This is a genomic window from Metapseudomonas resinovorans (assembly GCF_002003485.1).
Taxonomy (GTDB): Bacteria; Pseudomonadota; Gammaproteobacteria; order Pseudomonadales; family Pseudomonadaceae; genus Metapseudomonas; species Metapseudomonas resinovorans_D.
On sequence record NZ_BDMA01000084.1, the window covers coordinates 1 to 17,018 of the forward strand.

Here is a 17,018-nt window from a genome sequence, read left to right on the forward strand (position 1 = left end):
TGTAATCGCGCTGGCTACGTCGTACACCTTCTGCCATGGAGCGCTCCTGAAAATAAGGGCAAAGGTGTAAACCTTATTCAGGACGGGACAGCGGAAACAAAAAGGCCGGTCATCTGACCGGCCTTTTTTTGCCCAAATATTTCGAGGGCTCAAACCTCTACCGTGCTGCCCTGGGGTTGGCTGATTGCGGCAGGCGCTTCGGTGGTGGCCGTGACCGGACGAATATTCACGGCGTGCAGGCCTTTCGGACCCTGGATGATATCGAAGCTTACCGGCTGTCCAGCCTTTAGCGTCTTGTAGCCGTCCATCTGGATGGCCGAATAGTGGGCGAACAGGTCCTCATCTCGGCCGTCGGCGAGGATGAATCCATAGCCTTTGGCGTTGTTGAACCACTTGACCTTACCGCTAAGCATGCTGATATCCCTCTGCAAAGGACTCCATCACTGGAGTATCATCCACTTCGACTCCACGCCCTTAGGGCCGCCTTGGCCGCGCACGTGGAACCCCTGATACCCGAAGACGGGTATCCACTGGTTGTAACACCGTTTTGCCGTTAGTCAAGGCGTTCCCGGCATCGCCTGAGAAACGGATCAAAGTCTTTCCAATGGCCGTTTTTCACTCACCTATGACCTTTAATTCCAGCATGCATGCAAGCAGCCAGATTCGACTAACATTCAATCAGGACAGTCCGCAGCATCATGAGGACGACTCCACGGGCCTGGCGGTGCAGGAAGCCAAGCCAGCCCTGCAGGCGCCACCTATGTATAAGGTGGTCATGTTTAACGATGACTACACCCCAATGGATTTCGTGGTCGAGGTGCTCGAAACGTTCTTCGGTATGAACCGGGAACTCGCCACCAAGATCATGCTGACCGTGCATACGGAAGGTCGGGCGGTTTGCGGCTTGTTCACGCGTGACATAGCCGAAACCAAGGCCATGCAGGTCAATCAATATGCGAGAGAGAGCCAGCATCCGCTGCTCTGTGAGATCGAGAAGGACGGTTAATGCCGCCCCTTGGGTATGAGGTGAAGCCATGTTGAACCGCGAGCTCGAAGTCACCCTCAATCTTGCCTTCAAGGAGGCCCGCGCCAAGCGCCATGAATTCATGACGGTCGAGCACCTGTTGCTCGCCTTGCTGGATAACGAAGCTGCCGCAACGGTATTGCGTGCATGCGGCGCGAATATGGACAAGTTGCGGCACGACCTGCAGGAGTTCATTGATTCCACCACCCCGCTGATTCCCCAGCACGACGAGGACCGTGAAACCCAGCCGACGCTCGGTTTCCAGCGCGTTCTGCAGCGCGCGGTGTTCCACGTACAGAGTTCCGGCAAGCGCGAAGTGACCGGCGCCAATGTGCTGGTAGCGATCTTCAGCGAGCAGGAGAGCCAGGCTGTGTTCCTGCTGAAACAGCAGAGCGTGGCCCGTATCGACGTCGTCAACTACATCGCCCACGGTATTTCCAAGGTGCCGGGACATGGCGAGCAGCACGACCACGAGCAGGAAATGCAGGACGAGGAGGGCGGTGAGGCCGCTGCTTCCGGACATCCCCTCGATGCCTACGCCAGCAACCTGAATGAACTGGCACGGATGGGGCGCATCGATCCGTTGGTGGGGCGTGAGAACGAAGTCGAGCGCGTCGCCCAGATCCTGGCGCGTCGTCGCAAGAACAACCCGCTGCTGGTGGGTGAGGCGGGTGTCGGCAAGACCGCGATCGCCGAGGGTCTGGCGAAGCGCATCGTCGACAACCAGGTGCCTGACTTGCTGGCTGATAGCGTGGTTTATTCCCTTGATCTGGGCGCGCTGCTTGCGGGCACCAAATATCGCGGTGACTTCGAGAAGCGCTTCAAGGCGCTACTCAATGAGCTGCGCAAGCGTCCGCATGCCATCCTCTTCATCGACGAGATCCACACCATTATCGGTGCCGGTGCGGCGTCCGGTGGCGTAATGGATGCGTCCAACCTGCTCAAGCCGCTGCTTTCCTCGGGTGAGATCCGCTGCATTGGTTCCACCACCTTCCAGGAGTTCCGCGGCATCTTCGAGAAGGACCGGGCCCTGGCGCGGCGTTTCCAGAAGGTCGATGTCACCGAGCCTTCCGTCGAAGACACCGTGGGCATCCTCAGGGGGCTCAAGGCGCGCTTCGAACAGCATCACCATATCGAGTACAGCGACGAGGCGCTGCGTGCCGCTGCTGAGCTGGCAGCGCGCTATATCAATGATCGGCACATGCCCGACAAGGCGATCGACGTGATCGATGAAGCCGGTGCCTACCAGCGCCTGCAGCCGGAAGAGAAGCGCGCCAAGCGCATCGAGGTGGCCCAGGTCGAGGATATCGTCGCCAAGATCGCGCGGATTCCTCCTAAGCACGTCAGCAGTTCTGACAAGGAGCTGCTGCGTAACCTGGAGCGTGACCTGAAGCTGACCGTGTTCGGTCAGGACGCTGCCATCGACTCCCTGTCCACTGCGATCAAGTTGTCGCGTGCTGGCCTCAAGTCTCCGGACAAGCCTGTGGGTTCGTTCCTGTTTGCCGGTCCCACCGGGGTTGGCAAGACAGAGGTGGCCCGGCAACTGGCCAAGGCGATGGGTATCGAGCTGCTTCGCTTCGACATGTCCGAGTACATGGAGCGGCACACCGTTTCACGCCTGATCGGTGCGCCTCCGGGCTACGTTGGTTTCGATCAGGGTGGCCTCCTGACCGAGGCGATCACCAAGATGCCGCACTGCGTGCTGCTGCTGGACGAGATCGAGAAGGCTCACCCGGAAGTCTTCAACCTGCTGCTGCAGGTGATGGATCACGGCACCCTGACGGACAACAATGGTCGCAAGGCGGACTTCCGCAACGTGATCTTGATCATGACCACCAACGCCGGCGCCGAAACCGCTGCACGGGCATCCATCGGCTTCACTCTGCAGGATCACTCCTCGGACGCCATGGAAGTCATTCGCAAGAGCTTCACGCCGGAGTTCCGCAACCGCCTGGACACCATCATCCAGTTCGGCCGCCTGAGCCACGAAGTCATCAAGAACGTCGTGGACAAGTTCCTCACCGAACTGCAGGCGCAGCTGGAAGACAAGCGCGTGCAGCTGGTGGTCAGCGATGAGGCGCGTGGCTGGTTGGCAGAGCGGGGCTACGATGCCCAGATGGGTGCGCGTCCGATGGCGCGGCTGATCCAGGACAAGATCAAGCGGCCGCTGGCCGAAGAGATCCTGTTCGGTGAACTGGCCGAGCACGGCGGCGTGGTGCACGTCGACGTCAAGGACGAGGAGCTCAGCTTCGAGTTCGAGACCACCGCAGAGATGGCCTGACGGCCATCCACAAAAAAGCCCGGCAATTGCCGGGCTTTTTCATGACTATCCGATCAGCGGGCGCGGTAAGTGATGCGGCCTTTGCTCAGATCGTACGGCGTCAGCTCGACGCGAACCTTATCGCCGGTGAGGATGCGGATGTAATTCTTGCGCATCTTGCCGGAAATGTGCGCGGTGACGACGTGCCCATTTTCCAACTCCACACGGAACATGGTGTTGGGCAGGGTGTCGATGACAGTGCCTTCCATTTCGAAGCTGTCTTCTTTCGACATGCAGTAAAGCCCTCGGTATTCAGAGATGGGCCCGACCGCAACGCGCGACGGGCAAAAACGGCGTGCATTGTGCCCGAAAACAGCACTGCTCGCCAAGGGCTTCAGCTGAGCGTCACCCAGCGCTGATTGACGAAGAGTTCGATGGGGCGGTACTGGGTCTTGTAATTCATCTTCCTGCAGTTCTTGATCCAGTAGCCGAGGTACACGGCCTGCAGGCCGAGGCGGGCGCTTTCGCCGATCTGCCAGAGGATGGCGTAGCGACCGAGGCTGCGTCGCTCTTCGTCGGGGTCGTAGAAGGTGTAGACCGCAGAAAGCCCGTTCGGCAGTACATCCGTCACCGCCACGGCTTTGAGTTCGCCCTTGAGGCGGAATTCGTAAAAGCGCGAAAACGGCAGGTCGCGAACCAGGAAAGTGGAGAACTGGTCACGGCTGGGTGGATACATGTCGCCATCGGAATGGCGCTGTTCGATGTAGCGGACGTAGAGCGCGTAGTACTCCTCGGTGAAGGACGGGCGTACGGCGGTCACGGTCAGGTCGCTGTTGCGCTTGAGGATGCGCTTCTGCTGGCGGCTCGGAATGAACTGGTCGGCGGGGATGCGCGCAGGCACGCAAGCATTGCAGCGCTGGCAATGCGGGCGATAGAGATGGTCGCCGCTGCGGCGGAAGCCCATTTCCGACAATTCGGCATAGACCTCCACGTCCATGGGCTGGCTGGGATCGAGGAACAAGGTAGTGGCCTGCTCCTCGGGCAGGTAGCTGCATGGATGCGGCTGAGTGGCGTAAAACTTGAGGCGAGCCAGCTCGGTCATGATCAACCCCCGGGAAATCCCTTCAGCAAGTGTATGTCAGGCTGCGGGGCTCGCCTAGGCGATCCAGTCTGCGGCGTTCGGTTGGTCGAGGTAGAGCTGCAGGTAGCGGGAAAACTTCTCCCGGCTGATGGTGCGGGCGCCAAAGCTTTGCAGGTGCTGCGTGGGCATCTGGCAGTCGATCAGGACGAAGCCCCATTGGTCGAGGTGCTGCACCAGGGTGGCGAAACCGACCTTTGAGGCGTTGTCGGTCCGGCTGAACATCGACTCGCCAAAAAACAGCTTGCCGATGGCTAGTCCGTAGAGGCCGCCGACAAGTTCATCGTCCTTCCAGACCTCCACCGAGTGTGCGACGTTGCGGCGGTGCAGTTCGATATAAGCCGCCTGCATTGTCGGGGTGATCCAGGTGCCATCGGTGTAGTTACGTGGGCCAGCACAGCCCTCTACGACAGCGTGGAACGCCTGGTCGAAGGTCACGCGAAAGCGTCCTTGGCGAAGCAGCTTCGCAAGGCTGCGGGAAATGTGAATTTCCTGGGGCTGCAGCACGGTGCGGGGATCGGGAGACCACCAGAGAATGGGTTGGCCTTCCTGGTACCAGGGGAAGCATCCGTGGCGATAGGCCTGAATCAGGCGCTCGGGCGAGAGATCGCCACCGGCAGCCAGTAGGCCATTGGGCTCACGCATCGCTCGGCCGAGCGGCGGGAATTCGAGGGAGTCGCGTTGTAGCCAGGTAAGCATGGAGGAGGGGAGGGCGGGCCGAAACCCGCCATTCCTGTCAGTTGGCGTCGAGGAACTTTTCGGCGTCCAGCGCGGCCATGCAGCCCGAGCCGGCGGAGGTGATGGCCTGGCGGTAGACATGATCAGCCACGTCGCCGGCAGCGAACACGCCCGGAATGCTGGTGGCGGTGGCGTTGCCTTCGAGGCCGCCCTGGACGATCAGGTAGCCGTCACGCATCTCCAGCTGGCCCTTGAACAGGTCAGTGTTCGGCTTGTGGCCGATGGCAATGAACACGCCTGCCAGGGAAAGCTCCTTGGTGGTGCCGTCGACGGTGTTCTGCAGGCGCACGCCAGTGACGCCAGTGTTGTCGCCCAGGACTTCGTCCAGGGTGTGGTTCCAGTGCAGGCGTATGTTGCCGTTGGCGGCCTTCTCGAACAGCTTGTCCTGAAGAATCTTCTCGGAGCGCAGCTTGTCGCGGCGGTGGATCAGGTGGACTTCCTTGGCAATATTGGCCAGGTACAGCGCTTCCTCGACTGCGGTGTTACCGCCGCCAACAACGCAGACCACCTGGTTGCGATAGAAGAAGCCGTCGCAGGTCGCGCAAGCGGAGACGCCTTTGCCGGCGAAGGCTTCTTCCGAAGGCAGGCCGAGGTACTGGGCGGAGGCGCCGGTAGCCAGGATCAGTGCATCGCAGCTGTAGGTGCCGCTGTCGCCCTTGAGGATGAAGGGGCGCTTCTGCAACTCGGCGGTGTGAATGTGGTCGTAGACAATCTCGGTATCGAAGCGCTCGGCATGCTTCTGCATGCGCTCCATCAGGGCCGGACCGGTCAGGCCTTCGACGTCGCCCGGCCAGTTGTCCACTTCAGTGGTGGTGGTCAGTTGGCCGCCGGGCTGGATACCGGTGATTACCACCGGCTTGAGGTTGGCGCGAGCGGCATAGACTGCCGCGGTGTAGCCGGCCGGGCCGGAGCCCAGGACGATCAATCGGGAATGCTTGACTTCGCTCATAAAAAGGCTCCATAAGTCTTTGTCACGAAAGAGAATGCATGCTCCAATTGAGCATTGCGCAAATTGTTGGCGGCTATGCTACACCGAAGCGCGAGACGTCGCCAAAACGCTGGAGCGACAATCAGCTCCCTCATGGCGTCGCGCAGGCAAATCCGTACAATGGGCCGCGTTCCGAATGGGTGGGAGCCCGTGATGGCACAGTGCCTGCGGACTTTTCACCCTCGACCGACTCTTGAACGCGCCACGGGCGCAGGAAAAGACGCGTTTTGAAGAATTCCACGACCAGAGCCCAGATTCCTGTCTGGCGCCAGCAATTGCATTATCGCCTCAAGGAAGGTGCGTTGATCGCGCTGGGTGCGGTCTGCCTCTACCTGTGGATGGCACTGCTCACCTACGACTCCTCCGATCCGGGCTGGACCCATACCAGCAACGTCGAGCAAGTGCAGAATGCGGCCGGCCGCCTGGGAGCCTGGTTCGCCGACATCCTGTTCATGGCCCTGGGCTACTTCGCTTATGTCTTCCCGCTGCTGTTGGCGATCAAGACGCTCCAGGTCTTCCGCCATAGACACGAGCCCATCGACTGGAGCGGCTGGCTGTTTTCCTGGCGCCTGATCGGCCTGGTCTTCCTCGTGCTTTCCGGCGCCGCACTGGCCGATATCCACTTCCAGGATCATGCCGGGCTGCCAGCCTCCGCGGGCGGCGCATTGGGCGAAAGCCTCAGCCATCTGGCGGTCAATGCCCTCAACGTGCAGGGCAGCACCTTGCTGTTCTTTGCGCTCTTCCTCTTTGGCCTGACGGTGTTCACCGATCTTTCCTGGTTCAAGGTCATGGACCTGACCGGCAAGATCACCCTCGACCTTTTCGAGCTTATTCAGAACGCGGTGAACCGCTGGTGGAGCGCACGCCTCGAGCGCAAGCAACTGGTGGCCAAGCTGCGTGAGGTGGATGTGCGTGTGAACGAGGTTGCTGCGCCAGTGGTATCGGACCGCCGCGAGCAGGCCAAGGTGAAGGAGCGCCTGATCGAGCGCGAAGAAGCCCTGACCAAGCACATGACCGAACGTGAGAAGCGCCCGGCGCCAGTCATTACGCCGCCACCGCCGCCCAAGCCGGCAGAGTCGAGCAAGCGCGTGCAGAAGGAAAAACAGGCGCCGCTGTTCGTCGACACGGCCGTCGAAGGCACCTTGCCCCCCATTTCCATCCTCGATGTCGCCGAGAAGAAGCAGAAGAGCTTCTCGCCGGAATCCCTGGAGGCCATGTCGCGCCTTCTGGAGATCAAACTGAAGGAGTTCGGCGTCGAGGTAATCGTGGAATCCGTACACCCGGGCCCCGTGATCACCCGCTTCGAGATCCAGCCGGCCGCAGGTGTGAAGGTCAGTCGTATCTCCAACCTGGCGAAGGACCTGGCTCGTTCCCTGGCAGTCATCAGCGTTCGCGTGGTGGAAGTGATTCCCGGCAAGACCACTGTCGGCATCGAGATTCCCAACGAAGACCGCCAGATGGTGCGCTTCTCCGAAGTACTGTCCTCGTCCGAATACGACGAGGCCAAGTCGCCGGTCACCCTTGCCCTGGGGCATGACATCGGTGGCAAGCCGATCATCACCGACCTCGCCAAGATGCCTCACCTGCTGGTGGCCGGTACCACCGGTTCCGGTAAGTCGGTCGGCGTGAACGCCATGATCCTGTCGATCCTGTTCAAGTCCACGCCCGAGCACGCGCGGATGATCATGATCGACCCGAAAATGCTGGAGCTCTCCATCTACGAAGGCATTCCTCACCTGCTGTGCCCCGTGGTCACTGACATGAAGGAAGCGGCCAACGCCTTGCGTTGGAGCGTTGCCGAGATGGAGCGGCGCTACAAGCTGATGGCGGCCATGGGCGTGCGGAACCTTGCCGGTTTCAACCGCAAGGTGAAGGATGCCGAGGAAGCCGGCACTCCGCTGACTGATCCGCTCTATCGCCGTGAGAGCATGGAAGACGAAGCGCCGCTGCTGAAGACGCTGCCGACCATCGTGGTTGTCGTCGACGAATTCGCTGACATGATGATGATCGTCGGCAAAAAGGTGGAAGAATTGATTGCCCGCATTGCGCAGAAGGCGCGGGCGGCTGGTATCCACCTCATTCTCGCGACCCAGCGTCCTTCGGTTGACGTGATCACCGGCCTGATCAAGGCCAACATCCCGACTCGTATGGCGTTCCAGGTATCCAGCAAGATCGACTCTCGCACCATCCTTGACCAGGGCGGGGCGGAGCAACTGCTTGGCCATGGCGACATGCTTTACCTGCCCCCGGGCACGGGCCTGCCGATCCGTGTCCATGGTGCTTTCGTGTCCGACGACGAAGTGCACCGTGTGGTGGAAGCCTGGAAGCTGCGCGGTGCGCCGGACTACATCGAAGATATCCTGGCGGGCGCGGATGAGGGCGGTGGCAGCTTCTCCGGCGGCGAAGGTGGTGAAGGCGGCAGCGAAGGCAGCGAGGACGATCCGCTGTACGACGAGGCTGTACGCTTCGTGACCGAAAGTCGCCGCGCTTCGATTTCTGCAGTGCAGCGCAAGCTGAAGATTGGCTACAACCGCGCCGCGCGCATGATCGAGGCGATGGAAATGGCTGGGGTGGTAAGCCCCATGAACGGCAACGGTTCGCGCGAGGTGATCGCGCCGTCACCGGTGCGAGACTGATCCGAAACGGATTTTTGACGAGGAATTCCATGCGACTCATCCGCATGCTCATGGTCGCTGTACTCGGTCTGACCGCTTTGACCGCCCAGGCTGACGACAAGTTGGCCATCGGCCGCCTGACTGAAATGCTGAACAAGGCCCAGACCATTACCGGCCGTTTTTCCCAACTGACCCTCGATGGTTCCGGTACTCAACTGCAGGAAACCTCTGGCGAACTGTCTCTGAAGCGTCCAGGCCTGTTCCGCTGGCACACCGATGCGCCGATGGAGCAGTTGCTGGTTTCCAATGGCGAGAAGGTCTGGCTCTATGACCCGGACCTGCAACAGGTGACCATCCAGACCCTCGATCAACGCCTGACCCACACTCCGGCGCTGCTGCTGTCCGGTGATGTTTCGAAGATCAGCGAGAACTTCGAAATCACCCACAAGGAAGGCGGCGACGTGGTGGACTTCATTCTCAAGCCCAAGGCCAAGGACACACTGTTCGACACCTTGCGACTGTCTTTCCGCAATGGCGTGATCAACGACATGCAACTGATCGACAGCGTCGGCCAGCGCACCAACATCCTCTTCCTCGGGGTCAAGATGAACCAGGCGATCGATACCGCGCAGTTCAACTTCAAGATCCCGGAAGGCGCCGACGTCATCCAGGAATAAGCTGTAACGCCCATGGACCTTTTCCGCTCCGAACCCATCGCCCAACCGCTGGCTGCGCGCTTACGCGCCACCAGCCTGGACGAGTACGTCGGCCAGGAGCACCTGCTGGCACCCGGCAAGCCGTTGCGTGAGGCCCTGGAGCAGGGCGCGCTGCACTCGATGATCTTCTGGGGGCCGCCCGGCGTCGGCAAGACGACCTTGGCCAAACTGCTGGCCCAGGTCACCGATGCGCACTTCGAGACCATCTCCGCGGTCCTTTCGGGCGTGAAAGAAATTCGCCAGTCGGTGGAGATGGCCAAGCAGCAGGCCGCGCAGTATGGTCGCCGCACCATCCTCTTCGTGGATGAGGTGCATCGCTTCAACAAGTCCCAGCAGGATGCCTTCCTGCCTTACGTGGAAGACGGCACCCTGATTTTCATCGGTGCGACCACCGAAAACCCTTCCTTCGAACTCAACAATGCGCTGCTGTCGCGTGCACGTGTCTATGTGCTGAAGAGCCTCGATGAACCGGCCTTACGCAAGCTGGTGGTGCGGGCGCTGAGCGAGGAGAAGGGGCTCGGCAAGCGCAAACTGAGCTTGCCGGACGAGAGTTTCGCCATGCTCATGGCTGCTGCCGACGGCGATGGTCGCCGGCTGCTCAACCTGCTGGAAAACGCTGCCGACCTTGCCGAAGACGGCGGCGAGATCGGCGCCGAGCTGCTGCAGAATCTCCTGGGCGACAGCCGTCGCCGTTTCGACAAGGGCGGCGAAGCCTTTTACGACCAGATTTCCGCCTTGCACAAATCAGTGCGTGGCTCAGACCCGGATGCGGCGCTTTACTGGTACGCGCGAATGCTCGACGGCGGTTGCGACCCGCTCTATATCGCCCGCCGTGTCGTGCGCATGGCCAGTGAGGACATCGGCAACGCCGATCCCCGCGCCCTGAGCCTGTGCTTGTCGGCGTGGGATGTACAGGAGCGGCTTGGAAGTCCCGAAGGCGAACTGGCCGTAGCGCAGGCCATTACCTATCTCGCCTGCGCGCCGAAGAGTAACGCGGTCTACATGGCCTTCAAGGCCGTCATGCGCGATGTGGCCGAGAGCGGTTCGCTCGAGGTGCCACTGCATCTGCGTAACGCCCCCACCAAGCTGATGAAGCAGCTGGGTTATGGCGAGGAATACCGATATGCCCATGACGAGCCGGATGCTTATGCGACGGGGGAGGATTACTTCCCCGAGCAGCTTGAGCCGCGCCAGTACTACCAACCGGTGCCGCGCGGCCTGGAGTTGAAGATTCGCGACAAGCTGCAACATCTGAAGAATCTGGATCGCAACAGCCCCTGGCAGCGGAGAAAACCATGATCGGACTGATCCTGGCGGTCTCGGCTGGTGGTGTGGCGGGTACCTTGCTGCGATTCGCCACCGGCAATCTGATCGCTGCCTACTGGCCACGCTACTTCTACGCCGGTACCCTTGCGGTCAATATCGTCGGCTGCCTGCTGATCGGCTATTTGTACGGCCTGTTCCTCCTCCGACCCGAAGTTCCGGTGGAAATCCGTGCCGGGCTCATGGTGGGATTCCTGGGTGGCCTGACGACTTTTTCATCCTTTTCCCTCGACACGCTGCGCCTGCTTGAAAATGGCCAGCTGCCAATGGCCTTTGGCTATGGGCTGCTGAGCGTGTTGGGTGGCCTGCTCGCCACCTGGGCGGGCCTGATACTGACGAAAATCTGAGAGACGAGAACCTGACATGCTCGACGCCAAACTGGTCCGCACCCAGCCCAGGGAAATCGCGGAACGCCTTGCCACCCGCGGCTTTGAACTTGACGTAGCGCGCCTGGAAGCGCTGGAGAACCAGCGCAAGTCCGTGCAGACCCGCACGGAGCAATTGCAGGCCGAGCGCAACGCCCGTTCCAAATCCATTGGCCAGGCCAAACAGCGCGGCGAAGACATTGCGCCGCTGCTGGCCGACGTCGATCGGATGGGTAATGAGCTCGAAGAGGGCAAGCGCGAGCTGGAAAGCATCCAGGTAGAACTCGACAACCTGCTCCTGAACATCCCGAACCTGCCCCATGAGTCCGTGCCGGTAGGTGCGGACGAAGAGAGCAACGTTGAAGTGCGTCGCTGGGGCGCCCCGCGCAGCTTCGACTTCGACGTCAAGGACCACGTCGCCCTGGGCGAGCAGCACGGCTGGCTGGATTTCGAAACTGCCGCCAAGCTCTCCGGTGCGCGTTTCGCCCTGCTGCGCGGCCCGATTGCCCGCCTGCACCGTGCCCTGGCGCAGTTCATGATCAACCTGCATGTGACTGACCACGGCTACGAAGAGGCCTATACGCCTTATCTGGTCCAGGCTCCGGCCTTGCAGGGTACCGGCCAGCTGCCCAAGTTCGAAGAGGATCTGTTCAAGATCACTCGTGAGAACGAGGCTGACTTCTACCTGATTCCGACCGCAGAAGTTTCCCTGACCAATATCGTTGCTGGCGAGATCGTCGAAGCCAAGCAACTGCCGATCAAGTTCGTTGCCCACACGCCATGCTTCCGCAGCGAGGCCGGTGCCTCGGGTCGTGATACTCGCGGGATGATCCGTCAGCATCAGTTCGACAAGGTCGAGATGGTACAGATCGTCGAGCCGTCCAAGTCCTTCGAGGCCCTGGAAGGCATGACCGCCAACGCCGAGCGCGTACTGCAGTTGCTCGAACTGCCTTACCGCGTACTGGCCCTGTGCACCGGCGACATGGGCTTCAGCGCCACCAAGACTTACGACCTCGAAGTTTGGGTCCCTAGCCAGGACAAGTACCGCGAGATTTCTTCCTGCTCCAACTGCGGTGACTTCCAGGCTCGCCGCATGCAGGCGCGCTACCGCAATCCGGAAACCGGCAAGCCTGAGCTGGTGCACACGCTGAATGGCTCCGGCCTGGCTGTTGGCCGCACGCTCGTTGCCGTTCTCGAGAACTATCAGCAGGCTGACGGCAGCATCCGCGTGCCTGAAGTGCTGAAGCCCTACATGGGCGGCATTGACGTCATCGGCTGATCGCCAACCCCTGCATCGCCAGGGGATATGGAAAGGCCCACCGCCCGCGTCGTAGCCTGGCTGCACGCGGGCGGTGACCGTTCAAGCTCTACCTCCACCCGTTACTGCTAGAAGGCGCTGCTATGGATTTCCTCCCGCTGTTCCACAATCTTCAAGGGCGTAACGTGCTCGTGGTCGGTGGGGGCGAGGTGGCCCTGCGCAAGGCGCGCCTGCTCGCCGACGCGGGGGCTCGGCTGCGAGTAGTGGCGCCGGAAATCGATGCGCAGCTGCTGGACATGGTCGAGCAGAGCGCCGGCGAGTCGCATCTGCGCGGCTATCAGGAGGCGGACCTGTACGCCTGTGTGCTGGTTATCGCAGCCAGCGATGACACGGCGCTGAACGCGGAAGTGTCGGCGCAGGCCCAGGCGCGTGGCATTCCCGTCAACGTGGTGGACGCTCCCAAGCTATGCAGCGTGATCTTTCCCGCCATCGTCGACCGCTCTCCGCTGATCGTTGCCGTATCAAGTGCTGGTGACGCCCCCGTACTGGCGCGCTTGATCCGAGCGAAGATCGAAACCTGGATTCCTTCCGCCTACGGCCAGTTGGCTGGCCTGGCGAAGAAGTTTCGCGACCAGGTAAAGGCGCTTCTGCCGGATGTACAGCAGCGGCGCGTGTTCTGGGAAGAGGTTTTCCAAGGGCCCGTGGCCGAGCGCATGCTGGCCGGGCAGGGCGCCGAAGCCGAGCGTCTGCTGGCCGAGCGCGTGGCGGGTGGCGCACCCAAGGCGTTGGGGGAGGTGTACCTGGTCGGCGCGGGGCCGGGCGATCCGGACCTGCTGACCTTCCGTGCCTTGCGCCTGATGCAGCAGGCCGATGTCGTGCTTTACGACCGCCTGGTTGCCTCGCCCATCATCGAACTCTGTCGTCGTGACGCCGAGCGCATCTATGTCGGCAAGCGTCGTGCCGACCATGCGCTGCCGCAGGACGAGATCAATCGCTTGCTGATCGAACAGGCCAAGCTGGGTAAGCGGGTGCTACGCCTCAAGGGTGGTGACCCCTTCATCTTCGGTCGTGGAGGCGAGGAGATCGAAGAACTGGCGGCCGAGGGAATTCCGTTCCAGGTCGTGCCGGGCATTACCGCTGCGTCTGGCTGCGCCGCCTACGCCGGTATCCCGCTCACCCATCGGGACTATGCGCAATCGGTGCGTTTCGTGACCGGTCACCTCAAGGATGGAAGCAGCGACCTACCCTGGGGAGACCTCGTCTCTCCGGGCCAGACCCTGGTGTTCTACATGGGGCTGGTGGGCCTTCCGCTGATTTGCGAGCAACTGGTTGCGCATGGCCGCGCAGCCGATACTCCGGCTGCCTTGGTGCAGCAGGGCACCACCAGCCGCCAGCGTGTCTTCACCGGCACGCTGGCCAACCTGCCGCAACTGGTGGCGGAGCACGAGGTCCATGCCCCCACTCTTGTCATCGTGGGTGAAGTCGTGACCCTGCGCGACAAGCTGGCCTGGTTCGAAGGGGCTCAGGCGGGCGTCTGAGCCGTCGTTGCTACAGGCAGTGCCTTCAGGTGCCCACGACCATGTGGGCGGCTGAAATCCCGCGCTGGACCCAGCGGCACTATCCCCGTGGGATTGATGGTGCGATGGCTGGCGTAATAGTGGTGCTTGATGTGGGTGAAGTTCACCGTTTCGGCAACTCCAGGCCACTGATACAGCTCACGCAGCCAGCCTGAGAGGTTCGGGTAATCCTCGAGGCGCCGCAGGTTGCACTTGAAGTGTCCGTGGTAGACCGCGTCGAAACGAATCAACGTGGTGAAAAGTCGCCAGTCCGCTTCGGTGATCCGCTCTCCAGTCAGATAGCGTCGTGTTTCCAGCAGTGCATCCAGTTGGTCCAACTCATCGAATAGCGCCTGAAAGGCTTCTTCGTACGCGGATTGGGTCGTGGCGAAGCCTGCTCGATAGACGCCGTTGTTGATTGCCGGGTAGATGCGCTCGTTGAGCGCGTTGATTTCGCTGCGCAGTGCTTCCGGATAGAAGTCCAGCGTATTGCCGGTGAGATGGTCAAAGGCGCTGTTGAACATCCGGATGATTTCGGAGGATTCGTTGCTGACGATGCGTCCGGTGCGCTTGTCCCACAGCAGTGGCACCGTTACCCGACCGCTGTAGTCGGGAGTGTCCTGTGTGTAGCGCTGGTGCAGGAATTCGAACCCGTCCAGCTTGTCGCCGGTGGAGCCGAATTCCGGGTCGAAGGTCCAGCCCTGTTCCAGCATCAGCCAACTGACCACTGATACGTCGATCAACGACTCCAGGCCCTTGAGCTTGCGGAAGATCAGCGTGCGATGCGCCCAGGGACAGGCGAGGGATACATAGAGGTGATAGCGGCCGGATTCTGCCGGGAAGCCCCCGACGCCTGACGGGCCTGGCGATCCATCGGTTGTGATCCAGTTTCGCCGGCGTGCGCTCTCGCGTTGGAAGCGCCCATCCTTGGCGGTGTCGTACCACTTGTCATGCCATTTTCCATCGACCAGCAGGCCCATGATCGGTCTCCAAAGTTGGGTTTGGATTCAAGTCTATCGGCAAACTATCGATGGAAAAGCGCAAATTCGTGTGATTGGTCATCGACTAAATCGATATCTGGCGAGTCGCCCAGATCCGATCGGCTTCTTCAAAGGCCTGTTCGCGTTCCATACCCATGCCCCGCAAGGCCAGGGCCATGGTGGAGCGTATGGCCAGGAGGCCATAGTCATCCCCGCTCTTGCCGTGCCAGACCGCAACCAGGTGGTTCGGATCCAGGCTTTCCGGCTTCACGTGCCGGAGGGGGGAGAGTGCTGGCCATTCCTCATCCCACGCCTCGCCGTTGACAGTACCGTAGAGATGGCAGGCGGCGTCCGGATTGACCTCGATCTCGCCACCTTCACCCTTGATCACAATCGCGTGGTCGTTGAGCAGGCGGCTGGCTTCACGGTGTTCCGCCTGGTAGCCGGGATGAAAGATGCTCTGCAGGCCGCAGCGAGCATTGAGCGGGTTGAGGATGCGCGCCAGGGAGTGGATGGGGGAGCGCAGGCCAAGGGTGTTGCGCAAATCGATCATTCGCTGCAATTGCGGCGCCCATGATCCCAGGGGAATGAAAGCCAGACGGCGTTTGTCGAGGGCTACAGCGACCTGCTCCCAGTCCCGGCACAGCGGGATGTCCAGCAGATCGAGCAATTGCTCGCTGTACATGCGACCGGCCGTATGAGCGCCGCCGCCATGCAGGAGAATGCGCGCGCCGCTGTCAGCCAGCGCCTTGGCCGCCAGTAGGTACCATGGCAGGTGACGTTTCTTGCCGGCGTAGCTCGGCCAGTCCAGGTCCACCTCGATAGGAGGCGCCTGATTGCGTTGGCGGAACGCTTCGGTGAAGCCCGCCAGTTCTTCGGCGTTCTCTTCCTTGTGTCGCAGCAGCATGAGGAAGGCGCCGAGTTGGGTGTCTTCCACTTCGCCGTCGAGAAGCATGCCCATGGCTTCGCGGGCTTCCTCTCGAGTCATATTGCGGGCGCCGCGCTTACCTTTTCCGAGGATGCGCACGAACTGGGCAAAGGGATGTTCCGGTGGGGTGACGAGGTTCATAGGCAATTGGTCGGCTTGGGTAGTCCGGCGAGCTTGGCGGCAAGCTTGGCAGGGGCGCCCTTGAACAGGCGATTCAGGTGCAGGCTGTTGCCCTTTTCCGGGCCCAGTTTCTGCGCAACGTACTTGACCAGGGGACGGTTCGCGGGAGACAGCTGGAATTCGGCATAGAAACCGCGCAGCAATTCGAGAATCTCCCAGTGCTCCGGCTGCAGGGCCAGCTCCTCAAGATCGGCCAGCGCATTGGCCACGGCGGGGCTCCAGTCGCTCAGCTCCTGGAGATAGCCGTCCTTGTCCAGCGGGATGCTGCGCCCGTCTATCACTAAGGCGCTCATAGCCAGCTGTTCACCTTGTCGTAGTTACAGCACAGCTCCACGAATGCCGGATAATCCACGGCATTCAAGCGCGCCGGAAGGCCGGTCAGGGCTCGAGCTTGCAGGTCTTCCGCAAGTGCGTGCAGGGCGATCGAGTCCGGCATCAGCTCCAGCGCCTGGCGAGCCAGGCTGCCAGATTGCAGCGCGTAAACAGCATCGCCACTGAGTAGCAGGCCGTCATCGGGTCCCAGCAGGCGCAGGCAACTTCCGAGGCGGCTGTCGGAAAAAGGGGAGTGGGAGAGAACGTGCAGGGTGGCCATCAGAGTGTGAGCACCTGGTCATAACGGTCGATAAGGGAAGTCAGCGCGCTATCGTCGAGAACTTCCACGGCCAGGTTCAGGGCGGCGCCGTCCAGGCCGCGCTCCTGAAGGCTGCGTGCGGAGGCGAAGAGTGATTCGACGCCGAACAGCGGCAGGGCCTGGAGATTTGCGGTCAGGTCCTTCTGCTGGAGCGTTGCCGGCTTCTGGTTGGATGCGAGCTGGAACACCCCGTCATCAAGGAACAGCAGCCCAAGTGGCAGGTCGAACGCGCCTCCCGCGAGCGCGATATCCAGAGCCTCGCGCGCTCCGGGACCGCTCCAGGGGGCCTGGCGACTGATGATGAGCATGGACTTCATT

18 protein-coding genes are annotated in these 17,018 nt (G+C 61.4%); 8 read left to right on the top strand and 10 right to left on the bottom strand.

The annotated features are described in order from the left end of the window. Nucleotides 1-149: 149 nt before the first annotated feature. Nucleotides 150-413, bottom strand: coding sequence for a cold shock domain-containing protein CspD (gene cspD / locus MnOB_RS22655; protein WP_044872984.1), 264 nt, complete (start codon nucleotides 411-413; stop codon nucleotides 150-152). A 230-nt stretch (nucleotides 414-643) separates the two neighbouring features. Here cspD and clpS point away from each other — a divergent pair, with 230 nt between their 5' ends. After that, nucleotides 644-1,006, top strand: coding sequence for an ATP-dependent Clp protease adapter ClpS (gene clpS / locus MnOB_RS22660; RefSeq protein WP_077526649.1), 363 nt, complete (start codon nucleotides 644-646; stop codon nucleotides 1,004-1,006). Between the two features lie 28 nt (nucleotides 1,007-1,034). Further along, nucleotides 1,035-3,305, top strand: a complete 2,271-nt coding sequence (clpA, locus tag MnOB_RS22665) for an ATP-dependent Clp protease ATP-binding subunit ClpA (protein ID WP_077526521.1) — start codon at nucleotides 1,035-1,037, stop codon at nucleotides 3,303-3,305. Between the two features lie 53 nt (nucleotides 3,306-3,358). Here the strand turns inward: clpA and infA are convergent, their stop codons facing one another. The 4 genes from infA to trxB all read right to left on the bottom strand — a co-directional run bounded on the left by infA (nucleotide 3,359) and on the right by trxB (nucleotide 6,109). Next, nucleotides 3,359-3,577 (bottom strand): translation initiation factor IF-1, encoded by a 219-nt coding sequence (infA, locus tag MnOB_RS22670; protein WP_016492441.1) that lies wholly within the window; start codon nucleotides 3,575-3,577, stop codon nucleotides 3,359-3,361. 101 nt (nucleotides 3,578-3,678) lie between these two features. Further along, on the bottom strand, nucleotides 3,679-4,386 hold the full coding sequence (locus tag MnOB_RS22675; protein ID WP_077526651.1) for an arginyltransferase: 708 nt from the start codon (nucleotides 4,384-4,386) through the stop codon (nucleotides 3,679-3,681). 54 nt (nucleotides 4,387-4,440) lie between these two features. Then, nucleotides 4,441-5,121 carry a leucyl/phenylalanyl-tRNA--protein transferase gene (aat, locus tag MnOB_RS22680; protein WP_077526523.1) on the bottom strand — a complete coding sequence of 227 codons (681 nt, stop codon included), beginning with the start codon at nucleotides 5,119-5,121 and terminating at the stop codon, nucleotides 4,441-4,443. A 37-nt stretch (nucleotides 5,122-5,158) separates the two neighbouring features. After that, nucleotides 5,159-6,109 (bottom strand): thioredoxin-disulfide reductase, encoded by a 951-nt coding sequence (trxB, locus tag MnOB_RS22685; RefSeq protein WP_077526525.1) that lies wholly within the window; start codon nucleotides 6,107-6,109, stop codon nucleotides 5,159-5,161. 266 nt (nucleotides 6,110-6,375) lie between these two features. On the opposite strand from trxB, the gene ftsK reads away from it, so the two are divergent. From ftsK to cysG, 6 genes are all read left to right on the top strand, one after another. Beyond that, entirely contained in the window at nucleotides 6,376-8,784 is a 2,409-nt protein-coding gene (gene ftsK / locus MnOB_RS22690) for a DNA translocase FtsK (RefSeq protein ID WP_077526527.1), read from the top strand. Nucleotides 8,785-8,813: 29 nt separating this feature from the next. Continuing rightward, on the top strand, nucleotides 8,814-9,440 hold the full coding sequence (gene lolA, locus MnOB_RS22695) for an outer membrane lipoprotein periplasmic chaperone LolA (RefSeq protein WP_077526529.1): 627 nt from the start codon (nucleotides 8,814-8,816) through the stop codon (nucleotides 9,438-9,440). A 12-nt stretch (nucleotides 9,441-9,452) separates the two neighbouring features. After that, nucleotides 9,453-10,778 carry a replication-associated recombination protein A gene (locus MnOB_RS22700; protein ID WP_077526531.1) on the top strand — a complete coding sequence of 442 codons (1,326 nt, stop codon included), beginning with the start codon at nucleotides 9,453-9,455 and terminating at the stop codon, nucleotides 10,776-10,778. Next, entirely contained in the window at nucleotides 10,775-11,149 is a 375-nt protein-coding gene (crcB, locus tag MnOB_RS22705; RefSeq protein ID WP_077526532.1) for a fluoride efflux transporter CrcB, read from the top strand. The genes MnOB_RS22700 and crcB overlap by 4 nt, the downstream gene beginning before the upstream one ends. Nucleotides 11,150-11,165: 16 nt before the next feature. Next, a complete protein-coding gene (serS, locus tag MnOB_RS22710) occupies nucleotides 11,166-12,446 on the top strand; it encodes a serine--tRNA ligase (RefSeq protein WP_077526533.1) in 1,281 nt (426 codons plus the stop codon). A gap of 122 nt (nucleotides 12,447-12,568) precedes the next feature. Beyond that, nucleotides 12,569-13,963 carry a siroheme synthase CysG gene (gene cysG / locus MnOB_RS22715; RefSeq protein WP_077526534.1) on the top strand — a complete coding sequence of 465 codons (1,395 nt, stop codon included), beginning with the start codon at nucleotides 12,569-12,571 and terminating at the stop codon, nucleotides 13,961-13,963. Here cysG and MnOB_RS22720 read toward each other — a convergent pair. From MnOB_RS22720 to tusC, 5 genes are all read right to left on the bottom strand, one after another. Beyond that, nucleotides 13,948-14,961, bottom strand: coding sequence for a glutathione S-transferase family protein (locus tag MnOB_RS22720; RefSeq protein ID WP_077526535.1), 1,014 nt, complete (start codon nucleotides 14,959-14,961; stop codon nucleotides 13,948-13,950). The two genes, cysG and MnOB_RS22720, sit on opposite strands and share 16 nt — an antisense overlap. Before the next feature lie 85 nt (nucleotides 14,962-15,046). Continuing rightward, complete coding sequence (locus MnOB_RS22725; protein ID WP_077526536.1) at nucleotides 15,047-16,030, bottom strand: glycosyl transferase family protein; 984 nt, start codon at nucleotides 16,028-16,030, stop codon at nucleotides 15,047-15,049. Further along, complete coding sequence (locus MnOB_RS22730) at nucleotides 16,027-16,362, bottom strand: TusE/DsrC/DsvC family sulfur relay protein (protein WP_077526537.1); 336 nt, start codon at nucleotides 16,360-16,362, stop codon at nucleotides 16,027-16,029. Before MnOB_RS22730 ends, MnOB_RS22725 begins: the two co-directional genes overlap by 4 nt. After that, the gene (gene tusB, locus MnOB_RS22735) at nucleotides 16,359-16,661 is read right to left on the bottom strand and encodes a sulfurtransferase complex subunit TusB (protein WP_077526538.1); all 303 of its coding nucleotides are present in this window, start codon (nucleotides 16,659-16,661) and stop codon (nucleotides 16,359-16,361) included. Before tusB ends, MnOB_RS22730 begins: the two co-directional genes overlap by 4 nt. Beyond that, the gene (tusC, locus tag MnOB_RS22740; RefSeq protein WP_077526539.1) at nucleotides 16,661-17,017 is read right to left on the bottom strand and encodes a sulfurtransferase complex subunit TusC; all 357 of its coding nucleotides are present in this window, start codon (nucleotides 17,015-17,017) and stop codon (nucleotides 16,661-16,663) included. Before tusC ends, tusB begins: the two co-directional genes overlap by 1 nt. Nucleotide 17,018: the final 1 nt, after the last annotated feature.